The 25,276-nt window shown below is 70.8% G+C and carries 25 protein-coding genes, 1 tRNA gene and 1 pseudogene; 12 read left to right on the forward strand and 15 right to left on the reverse strand.

Going from position 1 to position 25,276, the window contains the following annotated elements:
* Positions 1-50: 50 nt before the first annotated feature.
* The 7 genes from CLT72_RS24610 to CLT72_RS24645 all read right to left on the reverse strand — a co-directional run bounded on the left by CLT72_RS24610 (position 51) and on the right by CLT72_RS24645 (position 4,939).
* Positions 51-752: a DUF2637 domain-containing protein gene (locus tag CLT72_RS24610; protein ID WP_101413792.1), complete on the reverse strand. Its 702-nt coding sequence runs from the start codon at positions 750-752 to the stop codon at positions 51-53.
* Positions 749-2,185 (reverse strand): FtsK/SpoIIIE domain-containing protein, encoded by a 1,437-nt coding sequence (locus CLT72_RS24615; protein WP_101413793.1) that lies wholly within the window; start codon positions 2,183-2,185, stop codon positions 749-751. The genes CLT72_RS24610 and CLT72_RS24615 overlap by 4 nt, the downstream gene beginning before the upstream one ends.
* Positions 2,176-2,403, reverse strand: a complete 228-nt coding sequence (locus tag CLT72_RS24620) for a hypothetical protein (RefSeq protein WP_486484320.1) — start codon at positions 2,401-2,403, stop codon at positions 2,176-2,178. Before CLT72_RS24620 ends, CLT72_RS24615 begins: the two co-directional genes overlap by 10 nt.
* 165 nt (positions 2,404-2,568) lie before the next feature.
* Positions 2,569-2,997: a hypothetical protein gene (locus CLT72_RS24625; RefSeq protein WP_486484321.1), complete on the reverse strand. Its 429-nt coding sequence runs from the start codon at positions 2,995-2,997 to the stop codon at positions 2,569-2,571.
* A 376-nt stretch (positions 2,998-3,373) separates the two neighbouring features.
* Positions 3,374-4,099 (reverse strand): GntR family transcriptional regulator, encoded by a 726-nt coding sequence (locus tag CLT72_RS24630; protein ID WP_101413795.1) that lies wholly within the window; start codon positions 4,097-4,099, stop codon positions 3,374-3,376.
* Between the two features lie 347 nt (positions 4,100-4,446).
* Complete coding sequence (locus CLT72_RS24640) at positions 4,447-4,689, reverse strand: hypothetical protein (protein ID WP_101413796.1); 243 nt, start codon at positions 4,687-4,689, stop codon at positions 4,447-4,449.
* Positions 4,682-4,939, reverse strand: coding sequence for a hypothetical protein (locus tag CLT72_RS24645; RefSeq protein WP_486484322.1), 258 nt, complete (start codon positions 4,937-4,939; stop codon positions 4,682-4,684). Before CLT72_RS24645 ends, CLT72_RS24640 begins: the two co-directional genes overlap by 8 nt.
* A gap of 383 nt (positions 4,940-5,322) precedes the next feature.
* Between CLT72_RS24645 and CLT72_RS24650 the strand changes: the two genes are divergently transcribed.
* The 3 genes from CLT72_RS24650 (at position 5,323) to CLT72_RS24660 (ending at position 8,779) form a co-directional block, all read left to right on the forward strand.
* Positions 5,323-6,546: a helix-turn-helix domain-containing protein gene (locus CLT72_RS24650; protein WP_101413798.1), complete on the forward strand. Its 1,224-nt coding sequence runs from the start codon at positions 5,323-5,325 to the stop codon at positions 6,544-6,546.
* A 24-nt stretch (positions 6,547-6,570) separates the two neighbouring features.
* Positions 6,571-7,038: an NUDIX hydrolase gene (locus CLT72_RS24655; protein WP_101413799.1), complete on the forward strand. Its 468-nt coding sequence runs from the start codon at positions 6,571-6,573 to the stop codon at positions 7,036-7,038.
* 259 nt (positions 7,039-7,297) lie between these two features.
* Positions 7,298-8,779 carry an ATP-binding protein gene (locus CLT72_RS24660; protein WP_199184636.1) on the forward strand — a complete coding sequence of 494 codons (1,482 nt, stop codon included), beginning with the start codon at positions 7,298-7,300 and terminating at the stop codon, positions 8,777-8,779.
* Between the two features lie 478 nt (positions 8,780-9,257).
* Here the strand turns inward: CLT72_RS24660 and tcmP are convergent, their stop codons facing one another.
* The 5 genes from tcmP to CLT72_RS24690 form a co-directional block, all read right to left on the reverse strand.
* Entirely contained in the window at positions 9,258-10,343 is a 1,086-nt protein-coding gene (gene tcmP / locus CLT72_RS24665; RefSeq protein WP_101413800.1) for a three-Cys-motif partner protein TcmP, read from the reverse strand.
* Between the two features lie 104 nt (positions 10,344-10,447).
* Positions 10,448-11,218, reverse strand: coding sequence for a phage Gp37/Gp68 family protein (locus CLT72_RS24670; RefSeq protein ID WP_101413801.1), 771 nt, complete (start codon positions 11,216-11,218; stop codon positions 10,448-10,450).
* Positions 11,219-12,354: 1,136 nt separating this feature from the next.
* Positions 12,355-12,564, reverse strand: coding sequence for a hypothetical protein (locus tag CLT72_RS24675; protein WP_101413802.1), 210 nt, complete (start codon positions 12,562-12,564; stop codon positions 12,355-12,357).
* A 205-nt stretch (positions 12,565-12,769) separates the two neighbouring features.
* Positions 12,770-12,851 (reverse strand) — tRNA-Ser (locus CLT72_RS32040).
* A gap of 1,170 nt (positions 12,852-14,021) precedes the next feature.
* Complete coding sequence (locus CLT72_RS24690; RefSeq protein WP_101413804.1) at positions 14,022-14,402, reverse strand: VOC family protein; 381 nt, start codon at positions 14,400-14,402, stop codon at positions 14,022-14,024.
* 235 nt (positions 14,403-14,637) lie between these two features.
* Between CLT72_RS24690 and ssd the strand changes: the two genes are divergently transcribed.
* The 7 genes from ssd (at position 14,638) to CLT72_RS24725 (ending at position 20,203) form a co-directional block, all read left to right on the forward strand.
* Positions 14,638-15,741, forward strand: coding sequence for a septum site-determining protein Ssd (gene ssd, locus CLT72_RS24695; protein ID WP_101413805.1), 1,104 nt, complete (start codon positions 14,638-14,640; stop codon positions 15,739-15,741).
* Entirely contained in the window at positions 15,738-16,949 is a 1,212-nt protein-coding gene (locus CLT72_RS24700) for a TadA family conjugal transfer-associated ATPase (RefSeq protein WP_101413806.1), read from the forward strand. Before ssd ends, CLT72_RS24700 begins: the two co-directional genes overlap by 4 nt.
* Entirely contained in the window at positions 16,922-18,268 is a 1,347-nt protein-coding gene (locus tag CLT72_RS33035) for a hypothetical protein (protein WP_350820953.1), read from the forward strand. Before CLT72_RS24700 ends, CLT72_RS33035 begins: the two co-directional genes overlap by 28 nt.
* Positions 18,268-19,056, forward strand: coding sequence for a type II secretion system F family protein (locus tag CLT72_RS24710; RefSeq protein WP_101413807.1), 789 nt, complete (start codon positions 18,268-18,270; stop codon positions 19,054-19,056). The genes CLT72_RS33035 and CLT72_RS24710 overlap by 1 nt, the downstream gene beginning before the upstream one ends.
* Positions 19,057-19,119: 63 nt before the next feature.
* Positions 19,120-19,248, forward strand: a complete 129-nt coding sequence (locus CLT72_RS24715) for a DUF4244 domain-containing protein (RefSeq protein WP_208418639.1) — start codon at positions 19,120-19,122, stop codon at positions 19,246-19,248.
* Positions 19,245-19,706: a TadE family type IV pilus minor pilin gene (locus CLT72_RS24720; RefSeq protein WP_358168603.1), complete on the forward strand. Its 462-nt coding sequence runs from the start codon at positions 19,245-19,247 to the stop codon at positions 19,704-19,706. The genes CLT72_RS24715 and CLT72_RS24720 overlap by 4 nt, the downstream gene beginning before the upstream one ends.
* The gene (locus tag CLT72_RS24725) at positions 19,703-20,203 is read left to right on the forward strand and encodes an Rv3654c family TadE-like protein (protein ID WP_101413808.1); all 501 of its coding nucleotides are present in this window, start codon (positions 19,703-19,705) and stop codon (positions 20,201-20,203) included. Before CLT72_RS24720 ends, CLT72_RS24725 begins: the two co-directional genes overlap by 4 nt.
* Positions 20,204-20,330: 127 nt before the next feature.
* Here the strand turns inward: CLT72_RS24725 and CLT72_RS24730 are convergent, their stop codons facing one another.
* The 3 genes and pseudogenes from CLT72_RS24730 to CLT72_RS24740 all read right to left on the reverse strand — a co-directional run.
* Positions 20,331-20,909 (reverse strand): LURP-one-related family protein, encoded by a 579-nt coding sequence (locus CLT72_RS24730; protein ID WP_101413809.1) that lies wholly within the window; start codon positions 20,907-20,909, stop codon positions 20,331-20,333.
* Positions 20,910-21,347: 438 nt separating this feature from the next.
* Entirely contained in the window at positions 21,348-21,554 is a 207-nt protein-coding gene (locus CLT72_RS24735) for a hypothetical protein (protein WP_089002398.1), read from the reverse strand.
* 383 nt (positions 21,555-21,937) lie between these two features.
* Positions 21,938-24,310, reverse strand: a pseudogene (locus tag CLT72_RS24740) (DEAD/DEAH box helicase); the annotation flags it as partial.
* A 142-nt stretch (positions 24,311-24,452) separates the two neighbouring features.
* On the opposite strand from CLT72_RS24740, the gene CLT72_RS24745 reads away from it, so the two are divergent.
* Positions 24,453-24,809 (forward strand): STAS domain-containing protein, encoded by a 357-nt coding sequence (locus CLT72_RS24745; protein WP_101413810.1) that lies wholly within the window; start codon positions 24,453-24,455, stop codon positions 24,807-24,809.
* Positions 24,809-25,243: an ATP-binding protein gene (locus CLT72_RS24750; protein ID WP_101413811.1), complete on the forward strand. Its 435-nt coding sequence runs from the start codon at positions 24,809-24,811 to the stop codon at positions 25,241-25,243. Before CLT72_RS24745 ends, CLT72_RS24750 begins: the two co-directional genes overlap by 1 nt.
* The last annotated feature ends 33 nt before the right edge of the window (positions 25,244-25,276 follow it).

The raw sequence follows: 25,276 nt of genomic DNA on the forward strand, positions 1-25,276 counted from the left end.
CCCCGGTCGGGGCTGCTCAACGGGAGTCGTGGGGACGAGTTCAAGTTGGCTCACCGGTCACGCTCCCCGCCGAAGACGCTCCCGTTGCGAGGCGCGAACGCCGCCGCCGGCACGGGCACCAGTCCCGGCCGCCGCTCCACCGGCACCACCGGAACCGAGCGGAACGCCGCCGCGCGAGGCTGCTCGTCGGTGGCCTCCACAGCGACGTTCACTGCCTGCTCCTCGTCGACGACGGCGAGGGTCACCGCCTGGTCCTCGTCGGCGACGTCGAAGGGCGGCCGGTCGTCGACAGGGTTGTAGCCGGGCGGGACGTCGCCCCAGCCGTCGGCGTCTGCCTGCTTGTCGACGGGCACCCCTGCCGGGGCGGCGGGGGTGGTGGAGAAGATGAGCTTGGACAGGCCGAGGAACGCCAGCGCCGGCACGGCCGACAGCAGCCACCCAGACACGCCCGGCTTGGCCACAGCGAGCTGCGCCGACAGCGACAGGGCGACGGCGCAGACGAGCAGAAACATCGGGTACCCGATCGACCCGCCGGTGCGGCGCCGCCGCCGGATCGTCAGCAAAGCCGCGAGGGGAAGTAGTTCGGATATGGCGGCGTTGGCCCAGCCGAACCAGTCCCCGGTACCGGCTGGGGAGTTGGCCATGGTCCAGTCGTGGACGTGGGTGAACGACGCAGCCCCGGCCAGCCCGCCCACGGTCAGGACGATGAGCACCAGGACCACGCCCTCCACCCGGTCCGCGTTGGCCTTCACCGGGTCACCTCCTGCTCGTCGTTGTCGGTGTCGTCGCAGAGCCGCCGGTAGTCGCGGCCGAGTTGGCGGATGTCGTCGTCGGTGAGGTAGGCGAACCGGACCCGCACGGGTTCACGGACGCCGTCGAGGACCACGAAGCCCACACCGGGTGTCGATTCGGGAATGCGGTCGCACAGCGCGCCCCGGTCGCGGGCCCCATCGCCGAGGACCATGTCCACCTGCTCTGGCTCAGTCAGCCGCAGCCCGATGCGGGTGGGGAACAGGTCCCTAAATGGCAGGACGTCCTTGCGGGGGTCCTGCAACGCCGCCACCACGTGCACCCCGACCGCGCGCCCCTGGGACAGGAGCAGGCCGAGGGCTTCCTTGATCCGGTCGCGGACCTTCCGATCGGTGATATACGCCGTCAGCGCCGCCAGCTCGTCAACCACCAGGACGATCAGCGGCTCATCCGGCGTCGGCGTGTGCTGGCGGGCCACGCCGCGCAGGCGGGCCGCCCGCAACCGCATCCGCTTCACAGCCTCTTCCAGGACGCCGGCCATGCCGTCGGGGTCCTCATAGGAGAACCGGGCGAACAGCGGCACCCCCGCCGCCAACTCCATGCCGCCCTTGGGATCGAACGCCCACAGCTCCACCAACCCCGACCGCACACCGCCGGCCAGGGCGCGGATCAGCGACCACAACACCGACCCCTTGCCCGACCCCGTCGCCCCCGCAATCAGCACGTGCGACCCGGTCAACCGCAGCCCATAGAGCTGCCCGTCCTCACACACACCGAGCGCCAGCCCGCCCAGCTCCGGCACCACCGGCACCGGCAGCGGACCGACGACAGCAGCGAGCGGGTCACGACGCAGGAACCGCAGCACGACCTGATCCGCCCGGTCCGTAGACCGTGCCTGCCCCTGCCGGAGGCGGAAGGCATAGGCGAGACGTTCTGCGGCCTGCCCCCAGTCGTCCGGGATCTGCCCGGGCAGCATCCGCACGGTCACCTCATCGCCGTAGCGGTCACAGCGCACCCGCAGCAGTTGCGGCACGTACCGGTCACCGGCGAACGCCGTTGCCAGCCCACACGTCGCCATGACCGAAGCCCACCGCCGCCGATAGACCACCAGGGCGCGGACGCGGCTGACGATCGGGTACCAGCCGAGGCGCAGCCACGACGACGGATGCCACCGCCACCAGGCCGCACAGCCGGCGGCAAGCGCCAGGACGACGCCGGCCAGGACCAGGCCCCCGTACTCGACTCGCACCCACAGAGCGGCCACGGTCGGGGTGGTGAGCCACCAGTACCGCACCGCCAGCACGGTGAGGCGGAACAGGCCCCGGGCCAGCCACCAGAACACCAGCAGCCAACCCGGAACCCGCCACGCCGGAAGGCGCATGTTCATCGGCGCGACGGGGATCTTCTCCCCGGGGATGATGTTGATCAGAGGCACAGATCCCCACCCCTGCCAGGACGCGCCAGGGTCGAGATGCAGGAGCGGCAGGACATGCGACGCAGGTCGAAGCGGCGCGGCTTCACCCACTCCTCGCAGCGGGGGCAGCGGATCGCGCACACCCGCGCTGAAGCCGGCGGCAACCGCAGCGCCGACCGGACGGCCGCCTCCACCTCGCGGTAGGCGTGCCGCAGGCCGACCAGACGGGTACGGGACATCAGGACCACCACCCCGACGAGCAGCGGCCCTCAGGGCGGTTCAGGGCAAGGGGAACTACGGTGGGCATCACGCCCTCCTTCATCAGTTGAGGGATGGGAGAGCGCGGGACGGGTCGGGACTCTTGGCGGGGAAACGACCCGCCCCGCGCGCCAAACAACGACCAGTCAGGCAGCCACCGAACCCGGCATGCTCGACGCCGGACGGATCGCGGTGGCGCGCAGCGAGTACGCCATGCGGGAGCGGCAGTCACCCGACGAGCGGCCCGGCTTGCACCGCTGCGAATCCACATACGGCGTCAGGGTCAAGCCCTCGAACTCCACCGCCGGCGGGTAACCCGGCACCGTCGACGGCGGCGGCACCGGCTGCTGCCCAGCGACCACCTTCACCTTCACCTCGGTCGACCGACCGAACTTTCCGGCCTCCGGGTCCAGGTCCATCACCCGCACCACCCAGACCCGCTCCCCGGTCTCCTTGTCGCGCGCCTGGTTGTCCGCCTCACCACGCCGCTCAAAGTCGATCTGCGGCGACACACCAAGGCAGAGAGCCCCGGCGGGGAACACGTACTCGGACGGGACGGGCACCTTCAACGTCATCGGAACCACTTCGGCAGCCTCCTAGCCTCACCAGTCGTCTCCCTGACAACCGGTTGAGCTAACAAGTTACGTCAGCTTGTAAGTACAAGCAAGATCGAAGGTGAACCGATTGCACAATGTGGAGAGCTGGCCCGGGTTGCCAGGACCAACATGGAGGAGGGCGCGATGCCGCAGCGGGAGACAGCCGAGCGCCTGACGCTGGTGAACACTGTTGGCCGATGGTTTCACCTGGACCAGCCAGTGCTCATCGAGCCCGGGCAGACCTACTGGATCGACTGCACGACAAGCGAAATGTGCGTCGATCGGGGAGACGGGCGAGTCACGCGGACTGCTGGCGAGATGTGCCGTGAGCCGCTGGCCGGGCAGACGCAGTGGATCAGGACAGGGCGTAGGTGTCCTCGATCTCGTGGCGGCTGCCAGGCATCACCAGCACCGACGTCATGATCGGATCGCCGGATGCCTGGTGGACGGTGATGACGACGCTCATCACCGACTCATCGGCCGGCACGTCCAACGCTTCAGCCTCGACGTCGCTGACCCGACGGGCGGTCATCCGCTCGGTGGCGTAGTCGGGTCGTAGACCCTTGTGGCGGGCGATGAGGTCGAGCAGCCCGCCCGCGATCGGGTCCGGCCTGGTGATGTCGGTGCCGACCGCGATGTCCACCGGCACGAACGTGGCGACCAGGTCCACCGGCCCCGCCTCCGAAACGGTCCGGCGGCGCCGCTCGTAGACCGGCGTGCCATCCGGGATCTTCAACTCCGCCGCGATCCGCGGTGACGCGAGCACCGGGCCGACGTGCAGGAGCTCCGTCTCCCCGGTCTCGTCCAGCTCGACCGCGTCGCGGGCGTACTCAGGCGAGGTGCGGCCGGAGGCGGGCCGGCCGCGAACGAAGCTGCCCTTGCCCTGCTGCGACTCGATCCAGCCGTCCTGCTTGAGAATCCCCAGCGCCTTGAGCACCGTCGGGCGGGACACCCCGAACTCCGTACAGAGCTGGTTCTCCGACGGCAGTGCCGCACCGGGGGCGTAGTCGCCATCCTCGATGCGCTTCCGCAGCGTGTTCAACACGCGCAGGTACTTCGGCGTCGGAATTTCGTACGCCATCGCGGGCACCCCACCTATGAACGCTGCATGAATCTCAGCAGCTTATGAGTTGTTTGCATGACAGAACAAGTCCGCTCAGCCGTCCGGCGTCACACGCCCGACCGCTGCGGCCAGCCACCCCGACCACGACGACGGCGCTCCCACCGACTCCGGACGAGTCGCACCCGGCCACCGACGCGGCAGGCACCCGTACCGGCCGAACACCCGCAACGCTGCCTGACGCTGCGGGCACGGACCCTCCTCGCCACAGGTGGCGCAGCGCCCGTCCGCGCTCGACGGCGTGTGCTGGTCAAGCTGCGCCTGTGCCGCATGGAGTTGGTCGCGCACCGCACTGGACAGGTAGGTGCTCACCGGGCCGCCCCATCCGGCGGGAGCTTGCTCGCGCGTACCAGGATCTGCGCCTGCCGACCGTGACGGCCGGACGGACCGAGCCTGAATCCCTCGACCCAGATCCACTCATCCTGCGGCGGACGGTTGGCCACCAGCCGAACCCCGGTCACCCACAACGTCACCGGCCCGTCCGACGGCAGGAGACGATCGGCTGCATCGATCGTCAGCACCGCGCCGAGTCGTACCCGAACGTCAAACACCGCGTCTCCTCATCACCGGCGCCACGTTGCGAGGCGGCGCGCTCTCGGTAGTGCGTCGCTGGATCTGAAGGCCGGCGATCTGCGCGAAGACCTCCCGCCGCGCCAGCGCCTTACCGGTGGCCAGGTCGATGGCGTAGCCGGTGAGCCACACCCAGCCGTAGTAGGTCGGCTTGTCGCACACCGACGTCACCCGCAGCCACAGCGCGCGATCGCCGCCGAACTGCACCGACGCCCGGCCGTCGATCAGCACCAGGTCGCCAGGTGCCGGCACGCCCGGCCGGCGCGGCGCCGGTGTGCGAAGCGCCGAGGCGGGCGGGCCATTCACGGGCCGTCGTTTGGGTCGCGGTCCCACGCCAGCACCCACCCCGGGCCAGCCTCAGCAGGTCGCCGCGCGACCGGAACCCGCGCAGTCCAGGCAGGACCGCCGGGCCAGGGAACGAGTCCGCTCCGACCCCCGCCCAATTCCGCGGATGGCGGTGCGGGCAAGGGTGTACTTCCAGCCCGCGCCGGAGCAGGATTGGCAGTTGCTCGATACGTTCAGCCCCGTCATGCAGACAGGTTGTGGCACATACCGCCCAGTGACCCGGAAAATCCTTCCGGGGTCGCAGTCGACCGAGGGGAGACAGTGAACCGGTGCGCGGGACGACCAACACCCTGACCATCGGCGAACGCGTCGCCTGGTACCGCAGACGACGCGGCCTGTCCCAGGAAGTCCTAGCCGGACTCATCGGCCGTACCGCTGACTGGCTGGGCAAGATCGAGAACAACCGGATCGAGCTGGACCGGCTCTCCGTCATCAAGTCCCTGGCCGAAGTCCTGGACGTCTCTCTCGGCGATCTACTCGGCGAACCCTCGCTGCTCGACTGGACCGGCGACAGCGGCACCGAAACCGTCCCCACGCTGCGCGCCGCCCTGATGAACTACCGCGCCCTCGGTCCGTTCGGCGGCGGCACGGACGCGGAGCCGCCGAGCGTCGCCGTACTCAAGAAGGAGGTGGGCGCCCTTTGGGACGCCTACCAGGACTCACGATTCGGGTACGTCACCGGCCGCCTGCCCGACCTGCTCCACCGAGCCCAGGCCGCCGCCGACCACCACGACGGCGACGACCAGGACCACGCCCGCCGGCTACTCGGCCTCGCGTACCAGCTCGCAGCGACCCAGCTCACCAAGCTCGGGGAGAGTGATCTCGCCTGGATCGCCGCCGACCGTGGACTGGCCGCAGTCCGTCCCACGTGCGACCCTCTCGTCACCGGCTCCCTGTTCCGCTCGGTCGGTCACGCCCTACACGCCACCGGCCGCTACGCCGAAGCCGTACGCCTCACGGAAGACGCCGCCGGCTACCTTGAGCCCCACCTCAAGCACGCCACGCCTGCGCTGCTCTCCGTCTACGGAACCCTGTTCCTGTCCGGCTCGATGGCCGCCGCCCGATCGAACGACGCCGCCACCACCCGCACCTTCCTTGCCGCCGCCGACCACGCCGCCAGCCAGCTCGGAGCCGACGCCAACCACCTCTGGACCGCGTTCGGGCCGACCAACGTCGCCATCCACCGCGTCGCCACCGCCGCCGAGCTGGGCGACCTGCAAGTCGCCATCGACCTCGGGCCACGCGTCGACACCGCCGGCTTACCGATGGAACGCCGGGTACGGCACGCCCTCGAAGTCGCCCGCGCCTACAGCTCGTGGAACCGCCTCGACGACGCCCAGACCGTGCTGCTCGACGCGGAGAAGATGGCACCCGAGCAGGTCCGCCACCACTTCCTCAGCCGCCAACTCGCCCTGACCTGGATCCGCCGACAACGAGGCAAGCCCTCGGCTGAACTGGTCGGATTGGCCCGCCGGCTCAAGGTGCTCGACTGATCCCAGCCCATCTAGGCTGCCCTGGTGACGGCCAACGAGATGCCACCCATGGCGACCCCGCGCGTCGCCGCAGGCGCCCTCTTCTTTGACGACAAGGGCCGCGTGCTCCTCGTACGCCCCAGCTACAAGAAGCACTGGGACATTCCCGGCGGTTACGTCGAACCCGGCGAGTCACCCCGTGCGGCATGTATACGCGAGATCGAGGAGGAACTCGGCCTCACTACTGCCGTCGGCCCCATGCTCATCGTCGACTGGGCACCGGCTGAGCACGAGGGAGACAAGCTCCTCTTCGTCTTCGACGCCGGGGCTCTTACTGCAGAGCAGGAACAGGCCATCCGCTTCGCGGACGGGGAACTCACCGAATGGCGCTACGTGGCAGCAGACGATCTGGAGCATCACGGACCGCCTCGACTGACTCGGAGACTCCGCACGGCGATCGCAGCTCGCAGCAGTGGCAACGCTGTTTACGCGGAGCACGGCGACGTCCTCTAGCCCAGATTTTCGACACGGGTTCAAGGCGGCCCTTGACGGGCCGCACGCGCCGCCGCCCGGCCCGCCAGCGTCCGAACGTGCGTCAAGGTCCGCTTGACGTGGCGGGCCGGGGCGGCGGCCCGCTCCCAGGAGGGCGGGTCGACAGCAGGCGGGATGGGCAGTCGTACCTCGCCGGTAGGTTAGCCTCACGCATGTAAACCCTGGCCTTGAATGATGCCGGCACCCGGTGTAGGGGCTTAGGGCAGAGGGGAGCGGACTTGTGAGCAAGAGTCAGGAGCAGCTCGAAGAGCTTGTGCGCGCCCTGAGTGCCCTGCCCCGAGAGGAAGAGTGGGTCGAGTTCAAGGAGAACTACTCCGACCTAGACGGGATTGGTCAGTATGCGTCAGCACTAGCCAACTCGGCCGCGCTCCATGGCAAGGATCGCTCATATATGGTCTGGGGTATCAACGATGAGAGTCACGCCGTCGTGGGTACGTCCTTTCGGCCAAGAGATCAGAAAGTTGGAAACGAAGATTTCCTGCATTGGCTGACGCGGTCGCTGGAGCCGCAGATTTATTTCGAGTTCTTCGAATTCCAGGTAGATGGCAAGCCTTTGGTTTTGTGGGAGATAGCGCCTGCGGAGCATCGACCAGTCGCATTCAAGGGCGTGGAATATATCCGGGTTGGCTCATACAAGAAGAGGCTGCAGAGTTACCCGGATCACGAGCGTCGGCTGTGGCAGGTTTTCCAGCGGACGGGATTTGAACTGGGTACAGCGAAGGCTGATGTGCCATCCGCTGAAGTCTCGGCTTTTATCGACGTCGCCTCTTACTTTCATCTGCTGGACGTGCCAATCCCGGCCGACCCCGCAGACGTATTGGAGACTCTGGCCTCAGACCTCCTCATAACCAAAACGACCACCGGACGTTGGAATATTACCAACATGGGTGCCGTGTTATTCGCTCGCAACTTGGATGACTTTGGCTCCTTGGGTCGCAAAGCCTTGCGGATTATCCACTACCGTGGAACGAGCAGGGTGGAAACTATCCGGGAGCAGATTGGACAATTCGGATACGCCAAAGGATTTGAAGGTGCGATTGATTATCTACTCAGCAGGCTGCCTTCGAACGAAGTAATCAAGGTCGCCCTACGCCAAATCGTTCGCATGTTCCCAGACTTGGCGGTTCGTGAGTTGCTTGCAAACGCCTTGATCCACCAGGACTTTTCGATTTCGGGCGCAGGGCCAATGGTGGAAATATTTGACGATCGCCTCGAAATCTCAAACCCCGGGGAACCCCTCGTTGATCATTGGCGTTTCGTTGATACTCCGCCGAGGTCGCGAAACGAAAGATTGGCCGGCTTCATGAGGCGTGCCGGAATCTGCGAAGAGCGCGGCAGCGGTTGGGATAAGGTTGCCGTGCAAATTGAAGCATTCCAGCTTCCTGCGCCCTTGGTTGAGGTGGTTAATGATAACACTCGCGTTGTTCTGTTCGGTCATCGCGATTTGAAGGACATGGACCGTGAGGACAGGGTCCGAGCGACGTACCTGCATACGGTTCTCCGATGGGTAAACCGAGAGAAGGTAACCAACGCGTCGGTGCGAGAGCGGTTCGGCATACCGGACTCGGACATATCCAAGGCCTCACGCATCATCAAGGAAGCCCTTGAGGACGGCAAGATCGCCGTCCGAGACCCCTCAGCCTCGCCGAGGTACCGGGACTATGTACCCTTCTGGGCCACAGCCAAGACTACAGAGAGTTAGCGGACTTCACTTGCGGCCAAGTCGGAAGCGAAGGTTCTCCAGGCTCCCACACCCGTCCTGGCCTGGTCTTTTGTCGAGGTAGTCTTACTTGCTGGCCACTTGCAAATCCAAGTCCGACGGAACCCGTCGGTGACTCTCGGTAGTTGAGGTGTGGGTTGGCGATTGCTTGCAGGCTTATTTGACGCACCTCGGCAGCCCCGAGGACTGACATCTGGCTGAGCGCTGCGTGGCCTGGTCGCCGAACAGCGCCGAGTGTCGGGCAGGGTGACCAGCTGGGTGAGGACCGCGGCGACCGGTGCCGGAACGCCCAGGAGGATGGTGGACTGTTCTGGCAGCCCGCCCTGACCGCTCGCTCAACTCATCGGCGACTGGTCATCTTTCCGGGCGAAGGGGTCAAGCTCCGCCGGCGAGAGGATGGCCGACGGATCTTGACATCCATAGGAGTATCGGGGATCGCATCTGGGTCGTGCTGGCGTAATCATACAGCCGGGTAAAAGCGAATCACCGACTCGGCAGGCCAGCGGGTTGGGGCTTTCAACGGGGTTTCCCGCACTGCGCGGCCATCAACTGCGAGTTCGTCCAGTGTCGCTCTCAAGTGCTTCTCCAGATAGCCCAAGCGCTGAGCTTCTCGGGCCAGGGCGACAAACGGGGCCGCTTTGCCTTCTAGAGACTCAAGGTAGGTCCGCAGCTCGTCGACTACTGGCAGCTCGGAGAACAAGTCAGCTTGCTGCATTCCCCTATTTTCGTTGATGGTTGAGCCTTTGACTGGATCTAGACGCCATTTGACGGGGTTAAAGCATTCAAGGCCGCGTTCGTTATGTGTGGCGAAAACAAGCGAATATCGAGCCGTCTCGTTCCGGCTTGAGATAGAAACAGCGTTTGTGAGCAAGCCGAGAGACTGTAAACCTTCCTGGTATGCCGCTAGCAGGGCATCCTTCCGGGCTGTCTCTCCCCTGCTATTCAGCGCGGCCTTCCAGTGGTCGCCGCCAAAGTGGCGAGTCATTGCGTTTGCCTTGCTGGCATCTTCGCAGAACCTGTAAATCTCGTCAGCAAACCAGGTGATGAGTACTTCATCGCGAGATCCGCGCAGACACTTGCGCACCAACTCGAAGGGCACCCCACCCAGATTGAAGGGGTCCAGTATCCATAGGGTGGGGATGTCCTTGCGGCTGCCGCTGTGGGCCAGGTCGTCCAAGACGTCGAAGGTCTGCGCTGTTTCCGCAGGCTCTGCGGAGTGGAACTGGAGTTTTGGAGTTGGTGGCAACTCCTTCATCTTGCGGGTTAGGTGCTCCCGACGATCCTCTCGCTTCTCGTTGCATATGAGTCGCAGTGTATTGAACTGCGAAAAGGCAGAGTGCTCCAAGAAGGTTTTTGCAATTACGAGCGGTGAGCCGTCAGGGCCATCGCTGTACTGGCCGGGTCCAGAGAATGCATCAACGATGCTGGATTGCTCAAAAGACCTGCAAATCTTGCCCATCCAGCACTGCAAGTAGTGTCGATACACTTGATGCTTGATGAGGACTCTAGGCTGACTGCGCCACAGTGTGTCCTGAGGTGGTGGCATGCGATGGTGACCCCCGATCGGCGCGAAGCCCTCTGTACTCGAATCAGCACGCTCGGTTGATCCATCTTGCGTCACGCGGAGGGTCAAGGGAAGAGGGTCGGGGCTTAGCTTGAGAGTGCGCCGACCACCTCCCGGCGCTTGGGTTGCGGCATCTCATCCCAAGTGCATCCATCGAGAGAGCGGCCGCCGGCCTTCGGGGTGCGCCCTCCCCACTGCTTGAAGAAGAAGGCCGTGCCTGCCATGTGGCACTGGTCACGAAGCTGGCGGACCCAGTCCGATTCCACCGGTCGGGCTCCCGGACCCGACTCGCCCCCGGCGATCAGCCAGTCGATTCCTTCAAGGTTCAGGCGGCCGAGGGGTGCGATGAGCGGCTCTGCGGAGATGAAGCGGACCGCGGCCGGGACGGTCCGTAAGTCGTCTATCCGACTCAACACCGAGGAGTCCTCTACGCTCACTCCCATCCACACGTTCGGTGGCCAGGGCAGCGTTCCGGCTAGCTTGCGAAGTCGAGCGGCTCGCTTGGTCAGGATTTGGTAGGTATGCCGAGGCGTAGCCTCCATGACCTCGAACACCTGCCTGACGAAGGGTGAGGGGACTCGGGCATGAAACAAGTCGCTCATCGAGTTGACGAAGACCACCCGTGGCTCCTTCCAGCGCAGCGGCGTGGCAAGGGTGTCTGGGTGAACCGTTACGCCGAAGCCAGGCCCGGAAGTCCTGGGATCGCCGTCATTCTGGTACTTGCGCGATCCCATAGCCTTCAGCCGCTTCGCGAGCGTCAGGGCATAGCAGTTGTCGCAACCATCTGAGATCCGATCGCATCCCGTCGTGGGGTTCCAGGTAGCTTCGGTCCACTCGATCGAGCTTCTGTCTGCCATGGTTGCTCCATCCTCGTGATCAAGCCATCATGTCGAACGCTTGTACGGAGCGGAAGTGTCTGAGTGGCACAGATTGACGACAACCCCTGGCACCTCTCAGACAGAAACGCCGTGTGCTGGCAATGGGTACGGCTGACCGGGCCGGTCATCGCGAGGGCTCAGGATTGTTCTAGGGCGCGGCCGGTTCAGACGGCTGGAGGTGGCGCCTGAACGCGGGTCTGGCGGAATGGCTGCCGACAGCAACGCTGACAGCAACGGTGGCGGACGGCGGCACGCTGACGAGGGCTGGCATGGACGGGACTCCGAGCGTGCGGCCGTGCCCGGACGGATGCGGACGCATCGCACAGAGCTTGCAATCGAGGCGTCAGAGTTCTGGCGAGCAGCCAAGCGATCAGCCAAACCGGTGAGCGGAAGCGGACGGTCGCGATCGCTGACAGGACGTCACGCACGCGGGCCAGGTGGTGTGACTGCGCGGGGACCAACTCGTGATTCGCAGGACCTGGCAGGGTCTACGCCCGACGTTGCCGAAACACTCTCTTTAGGATCAAGGCGCTCCGCGCGGCGCGGGCCGGGGCGCGGCAACCGGCTCCTACGGAGCCGCCGCCCCGGCCGCCTACGGCGCCGGGGCGGAAAGTCAGCCGGCCCGCAAACCACGCCCCGCCCCGCGCGTCACCCCTGGGTCAGTGAGGTGACCCGGTGACGAGTCCCGGTGTGACCGGTGCCATGCGGACACGCCTTCACCCGTTCTCCGACGTTCCAGAGGCCCAGAGAGGGCCGGAGCCACCACGGGCAGGACGAGTTGCCGAACGGCTCGCGCGAAGCCGCTGAGGCCCCAGGGAGGGAAGGGGCAGGGGTGGTGGAGGGGGCGGGGGGTGAGGAAGGGGGCGGGGTTAGAGCTTGTGCCTCCGGCGGGGGCCAGACGACTCCAGGATGGTTGCCGAACGGTTGCGGTGGGTGGGTGGTTGGGGAGCTGCCATCCCGTCTACCACCGACCCAGGCAAGCCGAGCAGATCAGGGCCAGGGTGACAAGGTCGTTCAGACAGTGGGGTGCTCCACCTTGTCACCCTGGCCCTGATCCGCTCCACGGTGTGTGGGTCGGCGGCAGACGGGATGGCAGCAGGAGCGGGCGGCGTCGTTTACATGCCCTGGGTTTGGCCGCGGCGCCATACTTCGCCCTGTTCTCCATGACGCTCTGCCGCATACCGCTCTTGGTCGGCTCGCGCGTCGCGGACAGCAGCCGAATCCTCGGATGAGGAGAGCCGCTGTCTGTCTCGCCAGCCCACAAGGACGAACGCCCCGATAGACAGCGCCACGAGTACCACGAGGATCACCACCACCGTCGTCATGCCATCGATGGTATGCAGCCATGCCCAAACTGTCCCTCAGTAGCCAGGAGGGCGCGTGCAGCGAACGTGCAACTAGCGGCGGCGATCAGGGGTCAGGAGTGGTCAACCACGGGCAACGCCGATCGATGCGCCAGGAGGGCATACAAGAAGATCCCCACCGGCGTTTCCGCTGGTGGGGATCTCTTTAGCCCGGCGAAAGGCTATGTGGCCAGGGGCGGGGTCGAACCGCCGACCTTCCGATTTTCAGTCGGACGGTCCGCTCATTCCGTGCAGCCGTCCGTACGGCCGAGCCTGCGGACAGCTTGGGCCGGCGCTAGGTGACACTTGCGAGCAGGTGAGCGGCGGTCACCCACGCATGCCGCCAGAACTCTTGATCTTTGGAAGGCAAGGGCCGGTTGCCAGCCACGCGCTCGTGGACTGCCCTGCGGGCGGCCTCCGGCCGTCCTCGGGCGCCCGCAGCGCGTCATCGAAGAGTCAGCGGATCGTCAGCGAACGCCGTACCGCTTAGCCGGACTCGATCATGCTCGACGGCACGACCGGTACGTCTGACCACGCGGTACGGCACTTGATCACACTCGCTGTTACGTCAGGTCACTTTCCCCCCGACGGGGGTCGTCCCTTTCCTCCGGGAGCGCTTCTGCCCAGGTCGCAGGTCGTCTCCGTCCCCGTGGAGGCCGCTCTCCGGAGGCGGATTCTCGGCCGGAGGCGGCAGAGAGGCTGTAGGCGGCCGAAATCCGGACGGCGTAGTCCTCCGGGGGTGCCTATAACGATTGAGCGTCGTTGACGCCTGCTCGCGACTCACCGACCCGCTGCACCACGTTGATCGGGACGCCATCGGTGACCGGTCAGGTGGCGTAGGCGTGTCTCAGGTCGTGGAACCGCGTCCCGCCTCGCCTTCGGCGCCGCGCAGACGATTGCTTCCCGCTCGGTGATGAACTCGGCGGCCCACTCGACACCATCCCGGTCCGGCCAGCGGGGCGGGACCGATGCGGGCCGGTGCTGACGACCCGGCCGAGCAGCCCGGGACGCACCGGCGAGGGCAGCCAGACACGCCGGCTCTGACCTACCACCACTTCGGGTACCACCTCAGAACCTTCTCCGCGGCTTCGACTACTCCCGTTTCCCGCTCATTGTCGTCCCCCTCCACGCCCGTCGTGCGGGAGGACTCGGGCCGGCTGAAACCATAGGACCACTGAATGGCGAGCATCCCTGCGCCCGTGAGGAGCCAGGCTGCGAGACCCCAGCGCAGCCACAGCCCGATGCCCGATGCGACGTAGAGCGCCCAGCCAACGACAGCCGACAACCTGCGAAGGCGGGCGTGCGTCACTTCATGATTCTACGTCCGCCGACCAGGCCTGATCTTCGTGCCCGGGCGTGGCGTGGGTGGCTGTCGACAGCCACAGCGACAGCAGGGCCGGACGTGGACGGCCCCGACTCTCGGTGTGCCGGCACAGGTGTCACGGCCAGGTCCGGGCCTCCGCGTCGAAGACCTCCGGCGGGCTCTCCACCGGCAGCACGCAGACCAGATGCCCACCGGGTACGCGCAGCACCCGGCACTCCTGCCACTGCGCGACCTGCGTGGCGCCGAGAGCGATCAGGCGAGCGGTCTCGGCCTCGACGTCGTCGGTCTCGAAGTCGAGGTGGAAGCGGGGCTCGTCGTCGACCTCCTGCACGGCGATGACCAGCCCGGGCAGGGCGTCATGCAGGCCGATGAACTGCGGATACGACGGGTCGGACTCGGTTGGGACACCCAGGGCTCCCGACCAGAAGGACGCCGCCCGGGCAGCCTCCGCACGAGGGGTGTCGATCAGGACGGCGTACACGCGGCTGCGGTGCATGCAACGCAGACTATCGATTTCTGCGGCTCGTCCGGTGCCCGCCGCCGTCGCGGTGGTCGAGGTGGATCCGGAGCTGGGAGCGCGTCCGGGCGCCGGAGTCCATAGCAGATCGACTCACCCGGCGGGCGTTGTCCACAGGGCATGCGGTTGTCCACAGGCTGTGGGGACGGGGCGGCGACCGGGGCGGCACCGGAGCAGGGTCTCGGGTCAGCAACCCCGACCGCTGGAGGCCGCGATGCCACCCCGTACCTCCGTCCCGCCGCACCGGCCCCTGCCGCTGCTCGTCACCTCGGACGGCGACCTGCTCGACGACCTGCTCCGACTCGCCGCGGCGGGCGGCGTCGAGGTGGAACTCGCCGCCGACCCCGCCGCGGCCCGCACCCGCTGGGTGCCCGCCCCGCTCGTGCTGGTCGGCGCCGACCAGGCCCAGCCCTGCCTGCGGGCGCGGTTGCCGCAGCGGCCCCGGATGGTGCTGGTCGGCCGGTCCGGGGAGCTCGACCCAGGCTGGCAGGTCGCCGAGCTGATCGGCGCGGAGCACGTGGCGACGCTGCCGGCCGCCGAGCCCTGGCTGGTCGACCGGTTCGCCGAGTGTGGGCCGGAGGGCGTCGAGCGCGGCGGCGCCCGGATCGTCGCCGTCCTGGGCGGGCGGGGCGGTGCCGGCGCGAGCATCCTGGCGGGCGGGCTCGCCGTCACCGCCGCCCGGGCCCGGCTGCGCACCCTGCTCGTCGACGCCGACCCGCTCGGCGGCGGGCTCGACCTGGTGCTCGGCTGGGAGCAACTGGAGGGGCTGCGCTGGCCGGCGCTGACCGGCGCCGACGGCCGGGTGGACGCGCCGGCGCTGGTGCGGGCCCTGCCGAGCCGGGGCGACCTGGTGGTGCTCTCCTGGGACCGGGGCGATCTGCTCGCCCTTCCCGCCCAGGCGATGGCCGCGACCGTCGACGCCGCCCGGCGGGGCCGGGACTTCGTGGTGGTGGACCTGCCTCGGCAGTTGGACGACGCGGCCGTGACCGCGTTGCAGGCGGCGGACCACGTCTACGTCGTGGTCCCGGCCGAGCTGCGGGCCACCGCCGCTGCGGCCCGGGTGGTGGCCGCCGCCGCTCCGCACTGCGCCGCGATGTCGGTGATCGTGCGCGGTCCGGCACCGGGCCGCCTCGGCGCGGCGGAGGTGGCCCGGGCGCTCGCGCTGCCGCTGGCCGGCACGCTGCGCCCGGAACCCGCGCTGACCCGTGGGCTGGAGCGGGGCGAGGCACCTGCCGCGCACGGTCGGGGGCCGCTGGCCGCGCTCTGCCAGCGGATCGTCGCGGAGCTGACCGGCGCGCCGGCGGCGGGTGCGGCATGACCGGGCCGTCCGAGGGCGGGACCCTGGCCGCCCGGGTGCGACAGCGCATCGCGGCCGCCGCGGCCCCGGTCACCCCCGCCGCGATCGTGTCCGCCGTACGGGCGGAGCCCACCGCCGCCGTCCTCGGCGACACCGCCGTACTGCGGATGGCCGACCAGGTGCACGACGACCTGGTGGGAGCCGGGCCGCTCGCCCCGCTGCTGGCCGACCCGGAGGTCACCGACGTGCTGGTCAACGGCGTGCGGGTCTGGGTGGACCGGGGGCGGGGCCTGCACCAGGTCGCGGTGCCGCTCGGCACGGTCGACGACGTACGCCGACTCGCGCAACGGCTCACCGCCAGCGCCGGCCGGCGGCTCGACGACGGCTCCCCGTACGCGGACGCCCGGCTTCCCGACGGCACCCGGCTGCACGCCGTGCTGCCGCCCGTGGCGACCGACGGGCCCTACCTGTCCCTGCGGACCTTCCGGCAGCGGCCATTCACCCTCGACGAGTTGGTGAGCCAGGGGACGGTTCCCCGCCCGGTGGCGCCGGTGCTCTCCGCCGTGGTGGCGGCCCGGCTGGCGTACCTGGTGACCGGCGGCACCGGCTCGGGCAAGACGACCCTGCTGAACACGCTGCTCGGGCTGGTCCCGGGCACCGAGCGGATCGTGCTGGTGGAGGACGCGGCCGAGCTGCACCCCCGGCACCCGCACGTCGTCGGGTTGCAGGCGAGGACGGCCAACGTTGAGGGCTCCGGCGCGGTCGGGCTGACCGACCTGGTGCGGCAGGCCCTGCGGATGCGGCCCGACCGGCTGGTCGTCGGCGAGTGCCGGGGCGGGGAGGTCGTCGACCTGCTCGCCGCCCTGAACACCGGCCACGACGGAGGCGCCGGCACCCTGCACGCCAACACCCCGTCGGACGTGCCGGCGCGGCTGGAGGCGCTCGGGATGCTCGGCGGGCTGCCGCGCCCGGCGCTCCACGCCCAGGTGGCCGCCGCGCTCCAGGTGCTGCTCCAGGTGCGCCGCGGTGCCGAGGGACGTGTGCTGGAGTCGGTCTGCCTGCTCCTGCCGGAGGGCCCGGACCGGCTGGTCACGGCGGTTCCCGCCTGGGTACGCGGGCGCGGGCCCGACCTCGCCGCACCGGCGCTCGCCGAGCTGCTGCGGGAGCGGGGCGTACCGGTGCCGCCGGTTCTGACCGAGCCGTGGCCCGGATCGGCGGGACCGAGGTGACCGCCCCGTACGCGCTGGTGGCGCTGCTTCCCGCGCTCGCCGCAGCGGTGCTGGTGGCCGGGGTGGTGCGTGGCGGTCGCAACCGGCGGGGCGTGTTGGCCGTCGGCGGGGGAAGCGCAGGCGCCGGCACCGAGGACCCGCTCGTCGCCTGGATCACCGAGCTGCGCCGGACACCCGATCAGGGCGCCGAGACCGCTGCGGCGGCGCGCGCGGCCGGGGGCGTCTCTCGTCCGCGTGCCGCCGACCGTCGGAACCCGTGCGACGAACCTCCGGTCCGTCCGGAGCAGCCTCCGAGCGTCCCGGCCGGCGGCACCCTCCGAGGTGGGCGCGAGGCGGAAGGCGGGGCCCGGTGGGCGTCGTGGGACGCGGTCGACCAGTCGCCGTGGCCCTGGCCGGCCGGAGACGACCGTGGCGCGACGGGATCGACCAGACCCGGGGGCGGCGGTCCCGATCGGCTGCGGCCACCGGCCCGGCGGGACGCCCGACGTCCCGGCGGGACGCCTGCCCCGACGGCTGCCTCGACTCGCCGGCCCGGCGCGGCTACCGGTCCGCCCGGCGAGGACCGGCGACCGGCGTGGCTGCGGTCGTACGCGTCGACGGCGTCGCGGGGGCGCATCCTACTGCTCGCCGCGTCGGCCGGCACCGGGGTGGGTCTGCTGCTGGCCGGTCCGGTCGCGGCGGTGGCCGTCGGCGCCTACGGCACGCTGGCCGCCCGCGCGCTCCTCCGACGCAGGGAGGGCCGGTACGCCGTCCGGGCCCGGCGGCGCCGGCTGGACCAGCTCTGCGGGCTGGCCGCCGACCTCCGGGCCGGCCTGCCGGTGCCGGTCGCCGCCGAGCAGCTCACCTCCGGGGACGGCGGAATCCCGGGCAGGTGTGGCACCACGGGCGGGGGCGGAACCACAGGCGACGGTGGCAGTCCGGGCGGGGGCGGAACCGCGGGCGGCGACGCGGCCGGCCGCGACGAGCGGGGTCGGCCGGGACGCCTGGACCACCTGGCCCGCGCCGCCGTACGTCTCGCCGATCAGACGGGTGCGCCGCTGGCGGAGTTGCTGGAGCGGATCGAGGCGGACGCCCGCTCGGCGGACCGTGGACTGGCCGCGGCGGAGGCGCAGGCGGCCGGGGCGCGTGCCACCGCCCTGCTGCTCGCCGCTCTGCCGCTCGGCGGCATCGGACTCGGCTACGGCATCGGCGTCGATCCGGTGGCGGTCCTGCTGCACACCCCTGTCGGTGGCGCGTGCGCGGTCGTCGCCATCGCACTCCAGGTCGCGGGGCTGTTCTGGGCCGAACGGCTCGGCGCGACGCCGGGACGGGCGAGCTGATGCCCCGGCTGACGCTGGTGGTGGGCCTTGTGGTGGCGGTGGCCCTGCTCGCCGTGACGCTCGCGGCGGGCCGGCGGCCCCTGCGCCGGCTGCGCGCCCTGCGCAGGGCACCCGTCGGCGTCCACCCGGCCGCGCCGCCCCGCCGACCTGCCGGGCCCGGTGACGCCGCGACCGATGGCGCCCGTTTCCGGCGGCGGCCGGACGCCATCCGGGTCGCCGCCGGCCTGGGCGGCGTGGCGGTGGTGGTCGTCGTCGGTGGCTGGCCCGGGATGGTGGCGGCCCTGCCGACGACGCTGCTGCTCGACCGGCTGCTCCGTCGCATCGAGCCCCCGGCCGTACGGAACCGGCGGCTGCGGGAGGCGGCCGACCTGCCGCTCGCCGCCGACCTGCTGGCGGCGGCGATGCGGGCGGGGGCGCCCGTGGACAGGTCGGTCCTGGCCGTGGCGGGGGCGCTGGACGGGCCGCTCGCCGACCGGCTCGCCCGGGTCGGCCGGTTGCTGCGGCTCGGCGGCGGCCCCGAGGAGGCGTGGGCGCCGCTCGCGGCGGTGCCGGGAGCCGACCGGCTGACCGCCGCCGTGCTGCGTAGCGCCAACAGCGGAGCCGCGCTGGCTGGCGCGCTGACCCGACTCGCCGACGACCTGCGCGCCGACCGGGCCACCGCCGCGGAGGCGGCCGCGCGCCGGGCCGGTGTGCTCATCGTCCTGCCGTTGGGGCTCTGCTTCCTGCCGGCCTTCATTCTCGCCGGCCTGGTGCCGGTGATCGTCGCCGTCCTCGGCGACGTGCTCTGACCACCTCCGAGAAAGGACCAGAACGTGCGCAAACTGCTCGCCCGCCTGCGCGGGGACGCCGGAATGAACACCGCCGAGTACGCCGTCGGCACCCTGGCCGCAGTCGCCTTCGCCGGGATCCTGCTGAAGGTGCTGACCTCAGGCAACGTGCAGTCCGCGTTGACCGCCGTCATCGACCGGGCACTCAAGTGAACCGGCGCCGGCCGGCCGGCCGTGACCGGGGTTCCTTCACGGCCGAACTGGCGGCCGGCCTGCCGGCGCTCCTGTTGCTCCTGCTCGCCGGGCTGTCGGCGGTCAACGCCGTCGGCACGAGGGCGGGCTGCCTGCACGCGGCCCGGGAGGCGGCGCTGGCCGCCTCCCGGGGCGCCGACGGGGTGGCCGCAGCCAGCCGAGCGACCCCGCCGGGAGCGGAGGTGACCGTCACCGTCGACGGCCAGCGGGTCGTTGCCACCGTCCGGGCGCCCGTACGCGCGCTCGGCTCCCGGCTGCCCCGGATCTCCGTGACCGCCACGGCGGTGGCAGCCATCGAACCCGGCGTCGTGGAGTCCGCCGGCGGGCCCGTCCGGTCGACCACCTTCGGGGCGTCGGCGCCGCCCGGTGTCGCGGAGTCCGCCACGTCGGTCGCCGAGCCGGCGGAGGGCGGGCCGTGACCGGGCGGCCCAGGGGCGCCGGCCACCGGTGCCGCACGGGTCGCGACGCCGACCGTCGAGCCGGGGGAGGGCGGGCGGTTGCCGGGCGGGGCAGGGGCGCCGGTCACGAGCGCGGCGGCTCGGCGCAAGCGCGGGGGGATGGGGCGCGGCCTGCCGGAGAGCATGGTGGGGCGACCGTCTGCCTGCTCGCCGTGGGGCTGGCGTTCGTCATGGTCGGGTTGTTCGGCGCGGCCGTCGGTGCGGCCCGCACGGCCCGGCAGCAGGCCCGGGTGGCGGCGGACTTCGGCGCGCTCGCCGGTGCCGGTCAGGCCCTCCTGGGCGAGCCGGCGGCCTGCGGTCGGGCTGCCGAGATCGCCGGCGCCAACGGTGGGCGGCTGTTGGCCTGTCGGCTCGACGGCCTGGACCTCCTGGTGACCGCCGAGGTCGCCGTCACTCCGCTGCCCGGCCTGGCGCGGGTGGCGACGGCGAGCGCCCGCGCTGGCCCCGTCCGTGGCTGAGCGGCACGCGGGCCGCTACCGCAGGCTCGGCCGGCGACCGACACGATCCGCCGCGCCCCGCCACACGGTCGGTGATCGGACGCGACCAGGCCGGGGCGACGGCATTCGGCACCCCGACCCGGGCGGGTCAGCGTCCCTGAAGGGCGTCGAGGGCGACGGCCATCGCGATCACGAGGCGGCGGTCGACCTGCGGGTTGTGGATCTGCACGACGTACCGGTCGCGCAGGCCCCACTGCTTGATGACGGAGAAGACCGGCTGATCGCCGGCGACGAAGTCGAAGTGGTAGGGCAGCCAGGACAGCGAGTCGACGAACCGGCGCAGCAGCGCCACCGGCATGCTGCGCTCCTGGCCGGTGACCTGCGGCAGGCCGGGCTGCTCGACGTGCCAGGTGGACCGCAGCAGGGACTGGGCGAAGTCCTTGCGGAACAGGCCGATCGGGTTGCCGGCGTGGTCGGTCACGTCGTACGTGGCGCCGATGTCGAGGCGCTGGCGGGCCTTGAACCCGAGCAGGGGCTGCTGCTTCGAGTCGTCGGTGTAGATCGTCACCTGCTCCTTGAAGGCGAGCCGCTTCTGCTGGGCGAACGCCAGCAGCCCGCCTTCGGAGCCGTCCGGTGCGACGGCGTGGACCTCGTACTGGTTGACCATCATCCGGAGCCGCTGCCGGATGTGGAACTGCTGCTGGGCCTGCAGGTTGTCGAGTTGCATGGGTTCTCCTTCGAGGGGTCGCCGGAGTGTCGCACAGCTTCAACCGCGCCGCCGCCGACAGGTCACGCGGCCTCCCCGCAGGTCATGCGCCTGCCCGACCGAATGTTCGGCGCGCCGAGCCGACCATCCACCCCTATCCGCCGCTACCGCCCGCCACCCGGCTGCCGCCCCGCCCGACCACCGGTTGCCCCGCTCCGCCGGGCAATGCGCCACGCCCGCGCGATGCGCCACGCCCGCGCGATGCGCCACGCCCGCGCGATGCGCCACGCCCGCGCGATGCGCCACGCCCGCGCGATGCGCCACGCCCGCGCGATGCGCCACGCCCGCGCGATGCGCCCACGCCCGCGCAATGCGCCACGCCCGCGCAACCCGCGATGGCCGGCGTAGCCCCGCCACGACCTCGGGCGCGGGACCCTCGCTGCTCCGGGGTGGCCGGGCTCATCGGCCCCCGTCGACGGTCGCCTTGAGCGCCCACGCGTTGAGGACCTGGTGGATGCTGCGCAGCCGCTCGTTGATCTGCTCCAGGCGTTCGGCCTGCGCCAGGCTGGCCAGCGCGGTGCCCAGGGCGATCTGCTGGTCGGGAGTGAGCTTCTCCTGGTTGATCGTGTAGAGCAGGTCGACGGTCTCGGCGATGGTGTCGGCCACGACTCCTCCTTCGACGGCGAGGACGGCAAGGACGGCTAATGATCCGCGAGCACCGATGGAAGCGCTCCCATGCCTTCGTTGCCCCGAGCGAAGGGGTTCTATGCCTGCTTTCCACCACCCGGGACGGCGACGTCCCCCGAGCCCGCCTCCGCGAGCCGGGACGGGCCGCCCGGATCGCCCAGCGCGCCCAGCGCGCCCAGCGCGCCCAGCGCGCCCAGCGCGCCCAGCGCACCCGGAGCACCCGGACCGAGTCGAGCATCCGGATCGCGCTGAGCACCCGGCCTGCTCGGGGCACCGGGGGCGGCGTCGTCGTCCGGAGCGGCGCGTCCCGCCGGAACCGGAGGGTCGCCCGGCCGGCCCTCGGACGGGCCGGGGGCCGGTACGCCGTCGGGCAGGTTGGCGAGCACCACGTCCAGCACCCGGACGGCGTCCGGCTTGGAGAGCGGGTTGTTGCCGTTGCCGCACTTCGGGGACTGCACGCAGGACGGGCAGCCCGCCTCGCAGCCACACTCCGCGATCGCGTCCCGGGTGGCGCGCAGCCAGGCCGCCGCCGTCCCGTACGCGCGCTCGGCGAAGCCGGCCCCTCCCGGGTGCCCGTCGTAGACGAAGACGGTCGGGGCCTCGGTGTCCGGGTGCACCGCTGTGGAGAGCCCGCCGATGTCCCAGCGGTCGCAGGTCGCGGTGAGCGGCAGCAGGCCGATCGCGGCGTGCTCGGCGGCGTGCAGCGCGCCCGGTACGTCGGCGGGCTCCACGCCGGCAGCCGTCAGCGACTGCGGCGACAGGGTGAACCAGACCGCGACGGTACGCAGCTCCCGGGCCGGCAGGACCAGCGGACGGGTGTCGATGACCTCGCCGGTGGCGATCCGCCGCCGCTGGTACGACACCACCTGGCTGGTCACGTCGACCTCGCCGAGGAAGAGCCCGACGGGACCGGCGTCCACGTACGAGCGCACGCTAACCACCGACAGCGAGGTGACGTCGCGGGCGTGGGTGGACCAGTCCGGCTCCTCGGGGTGCACCAGCGCGCAGCCGTCGGCCAGGTCGAGCGAGTCGACCACGTACGAGACGCCCTGGTGCAGGTAGACCGCGCCGGGGTGGAGCAGGAAGTGCGAGGAGCCGCCGTCGACGGTGCCGAGCAGCCGCCCGGTCGCCGCCTCGACCACGCAGACCGGCGCGCCGCCCTCGCCGCGCAGGTCGACCTCGGGCCGTTCCCGGTGCCGCCAGTACCAGCCGGTCGGCCGCTGCCGCAGCGCCCCGGCCGCCACCAGCTGGTCCACCGCCTCCTTCGCCCCGTCGCCGAAGAGTGCCAGGTCGTCGGGGGTCAGCGGCGCCTCGGCCGCCGCGCAGGCGAGCTGCGGGGCCAGCACGTACGGGTTGGCCGGGTCGAGCACGGTCGCCTCCACCGGCCGCCCGAAGACCGCCTCGGGGTGGTGCACGAGGTAGGTGTCGAGCGGATCGTCCCGGGCGACCAGCACGGCGAGGGCCTCCTGCCCGGAGCGCCCCGCCCGGCCGGCCTGCTGCCACAGCGAGGCGCGGGTGCCCGGGTACCCGCAGATGAGCACCGCGTCGAGGCCCACCAGGTCGACGCCCAGCTCCAGCGCGTTGGTCGAGGCCAGCCCCAGCAGGTCGCCGTGCAGCAGCGCGCGTTCCAGTTCGCGCCGCTCCTCGCGCAGGTAGCCGGCCCGGTAGGCGGCCACCCGGTCGCCGAGCCCCGGTACCGCCTCGTCGAGGGCGCGACGGGCGTTCGCGGCGACCACCTCGGCGCCGCGCCGGGAACGCACGAAGGCGAGCGTGCGTACGCCCTCGGCGACCGCGTCGGCGAGCAGGTCGGCCGTCTCCCGCAGCGCCGAGCGGCGGACCTGGGTGAGGTCCGCCTGCTGGTCGGCGGCGGAGTCCGGCGGCAGCAGCGGTGGTTCCCAGAGCGCGAACGTCACCCCGCCGCGCGGCGAGGTGTCCTCGGTGACGGCGGCTACGGGCAGCCCGGTGAGCCGCCCGGCCGCCGTCGCCGGGTCGCCGGAGGTGGCCGAGGCGAGCACGAAGACGGGCGTGCTGCGGAACCGGGCACACTGCCGCCGCAGCCGGCGCAGCACGTGCGCGACGTGCGAGCCGAAGACGCCGCGGTAGGTGTGGCACTCGTCGATCACGACGTACGTGAGCCGGCGCAGGAAGCCGGACCACTGGGCGTGCCCGGGCAGGATGCCGTGGTGCAGCATGTCCGGGTTCGTCAACACGAACCGGGAGTGCTTCCGGATCCACTCCCGCTCGGCGCGCGGGGTGTCGCCGTCGTAGCAGGCCGGGCGTACGCCCTCCAGCTCCAGCGCGGCGACGGCGCGCAACTGGTCGGCGGCGAGCGCCTTCGTCGGCGCCAGGTAGAGCACGGTGGCGCGGGGGTCGGCGAGCAGGGTGGCCAGCGCGGGAAGCTGGTAGGCCAGGGACTTGCCGGACGCCGTGCCGGTGGCCACCACCACGTGCCGGCCGTCGTACGCCAGGGTGGCCGCCTCGGCCTGGTGCCGCCAGGGCGCGACCACGCCGCGGCGGGCGAACGCCGCGCGCAGCTCCTCGGGCGCCCAGTCCGGCCATCCGGCGGGCTCGCCGGCCCGTGCCGGCACCCGCTCGACGTGGGTGACCGGGTCGGCGCCGGTGCGGGCGCGCAGCCTGCCCAGCAGGTCGGCCGGCGTTCGCCCGAGCCCGCCACCTGCGACTACGGTGGCTGCGGACGACGGCCCCGGGTTGCGGCGCGCCGGGTCGGAGGTCACGTCCTGCACTCTCGCACTGGTGTTCGGAGATGGAATACGGGGGGCCGGGGTATGGGGAGGCCTCCGCCGGTGAGCAGAGCCGGTCTCCGGCGGGGATGGTTAGATGCCCAGGAGAGTTTACGGCTCTTGCGAGGGAGGACCGATGGAGCTGTCGCTGACGACCCGCACCGTGGGCGAGCACACGGTGCTCGAGGTCGGCGGTGAGGTGGACGTCTACACCGCGCCGCGGCTGCGGGAACGGCTCCTCGAGCTGATCGACGGCGGGGCCCGCCACGTCGTGGTCGACCTGGGCCGGGTCGACTTCCTGGACTCCACCGGGTTGGGCGTGCTGGTCGGCGCGCTCAAGCGGCTGCGCGCGGCCGGCGGCTCGTTCGCGCTGGTCTGCGACAAGGAGCCGCTGCTCAAGATCTTCCGGATCACGGCGCTCGACCAGGTCTTCCCGCTGCATCCCACGGTCGACGCGGCGATCGGCGCCGGCCCGGCCGGCTCCGGCGTCTGATGGCCACCGTCAAGCTCTCCTTCTCGCCGGCCCCGGTGCACGTGCGCACCGCGCGCCTGGTCGGGGTGGCGGTCGCCCGGCGGGCCGGGGTCCGCGAGGAGCTGCTCGACGAGGTACGGCTGGCCATCGGCGAGGCGTGCACGCGCGCGGTCGCCCTGCACCGCCAGTACAACGTGCCCGAGCCCGTGCTCGTGGAGATGTCCGACTCGGGGGTGTACGCGGTGCGCGTCGTCGACCGCGCGCCGATCGAGGCGGGTCTCGGCCTGGCCGCGCTGAACGCCGACCAGCTCGCCAACGAGTCGCTCAACGAGGACGACCTGACCACCGGCGTCGGCTTCGCCCTGCTGGCCGGCTTCGTCGAGGATCTCCAGGTCCGCCCGGTGGAGGAGGGCGTCGGCACCGAGGTGCGGATGGTCTGGCCCGTCGGCCGTTGAGCTGATCTTCCATTGCCCTCACCGAGGGCGTCG

It is taken from the genome of Micromonospora sp. CNZ309, from assembly GCF_002846525.1.

What these genes read in the sequence shown, in the direction of transcription:
- CLT72_RS24620 (WP_486484320.1), bottom strand. Translation starts at nt 2,403, where the DNA reads ATGTCCCGTACCCGTCTGGTCGGCCTGCGGCACGCCTACCGCGAGGTG.
- CLT72_RS24625 (WP_486484321.1), bottom strand. Translation starts at nt 2,997, where the DNA reads ATGACGTTGAAGGTGCCCGTCCCGTCCGAGTACGTGTTCCCCGCCGGG.
- CLT72_RS24630 (WP_101413795.1), bottom strand. Translation starts at nt 4,099, where the DNA reads ATGGCGTACGAAATTCCGACGCCGAAGTACCTGCGCGTGTTGAACACG.
- tcmP (WP_101413800.1), bottom strand. Translation starts at nt 10,343, where the DNA reads ATGCCACCACCTCAGGACACACTGTGGCGCAGTCAGCCTAGAGTCCTC.
- CLT72_RS24670 (WP_101413801.1), bottom strand. Translation starts at nt 11,218, where the DNA reads ATGGCAGACAGAAGCTCGATCGAGTGGACCGAAGCTACCTGGAACCCC.
- CLT72_RS24675 (WP_101413802.1), bottom strand. Translation starts at nt 12,564, where the DNA reads ATGACGACGGTGGTGGTGATCCTCGTGGTACTCGTGGCGCTGTCTATC.
- CLT72_RS24690 (WP_101413804.1), bottom strand. Translation starts at nt 14,402, where the DNA reads ATGCACCGCAGCCGCGTGTACGCCGTCCTGATCGACACCCCTCGTGCG.
- ssd (WP_101413805.1), top strand. Translation starts at nt 14,638, where the DNA reads ATGCCACCCCGTACCTCCGTCCCGCCGCACCGGCCCCTGCCGCTGCTC.
- CLT72_RS24700 (WP_101413806.1), top strand. Translation starts at nt 15,738, where the DNA reads ATGACCGGGCCGTCCGAGGGCGGGACCCTGGCCGCCCGGGTGCGACAG.
- CLT72_RS24710 (WP_101413807.1), top strand. Translation starts at nt 18,268, where the DNA reads ATGCCCCGGCTGACGCTGGTGGTGGGCCTTGTGGTGGCGGTGGCCCTG.
- CLT72_RS24715 (WP_208418639.1), top strand. Translation starts at nt 19,120, where the DNA reads ATGAACACCGCCGAGTACGCCGTCGGCACCCTGGCCGCAGTCGCCTTC.
- CLT72_RS24730 (WP_101413809.1), bottom strand. Translation starts at nt 20,909, where the DNA reads ATGCAACTCGACAACCTGCAGGCCCAGCAGCAGTTCCACATCCGGCAG.
- CLT72_RS24745 (WP_101413810.1), top strand. Translation starts at nt 24,453, where the DNA reads ATGGAGCTGTCGCTGACGACCCGCACCGTGGGCGAGCACACGGTGCTC.
- CLT72_RS24750 (WP_101413811.1), top strand. Translation starts at nt 24,809, where the DNA reads ATGGCCACCGTCAAGCTCTCCTTCTCGCCGGCCCCGGTGCACGTGCGC.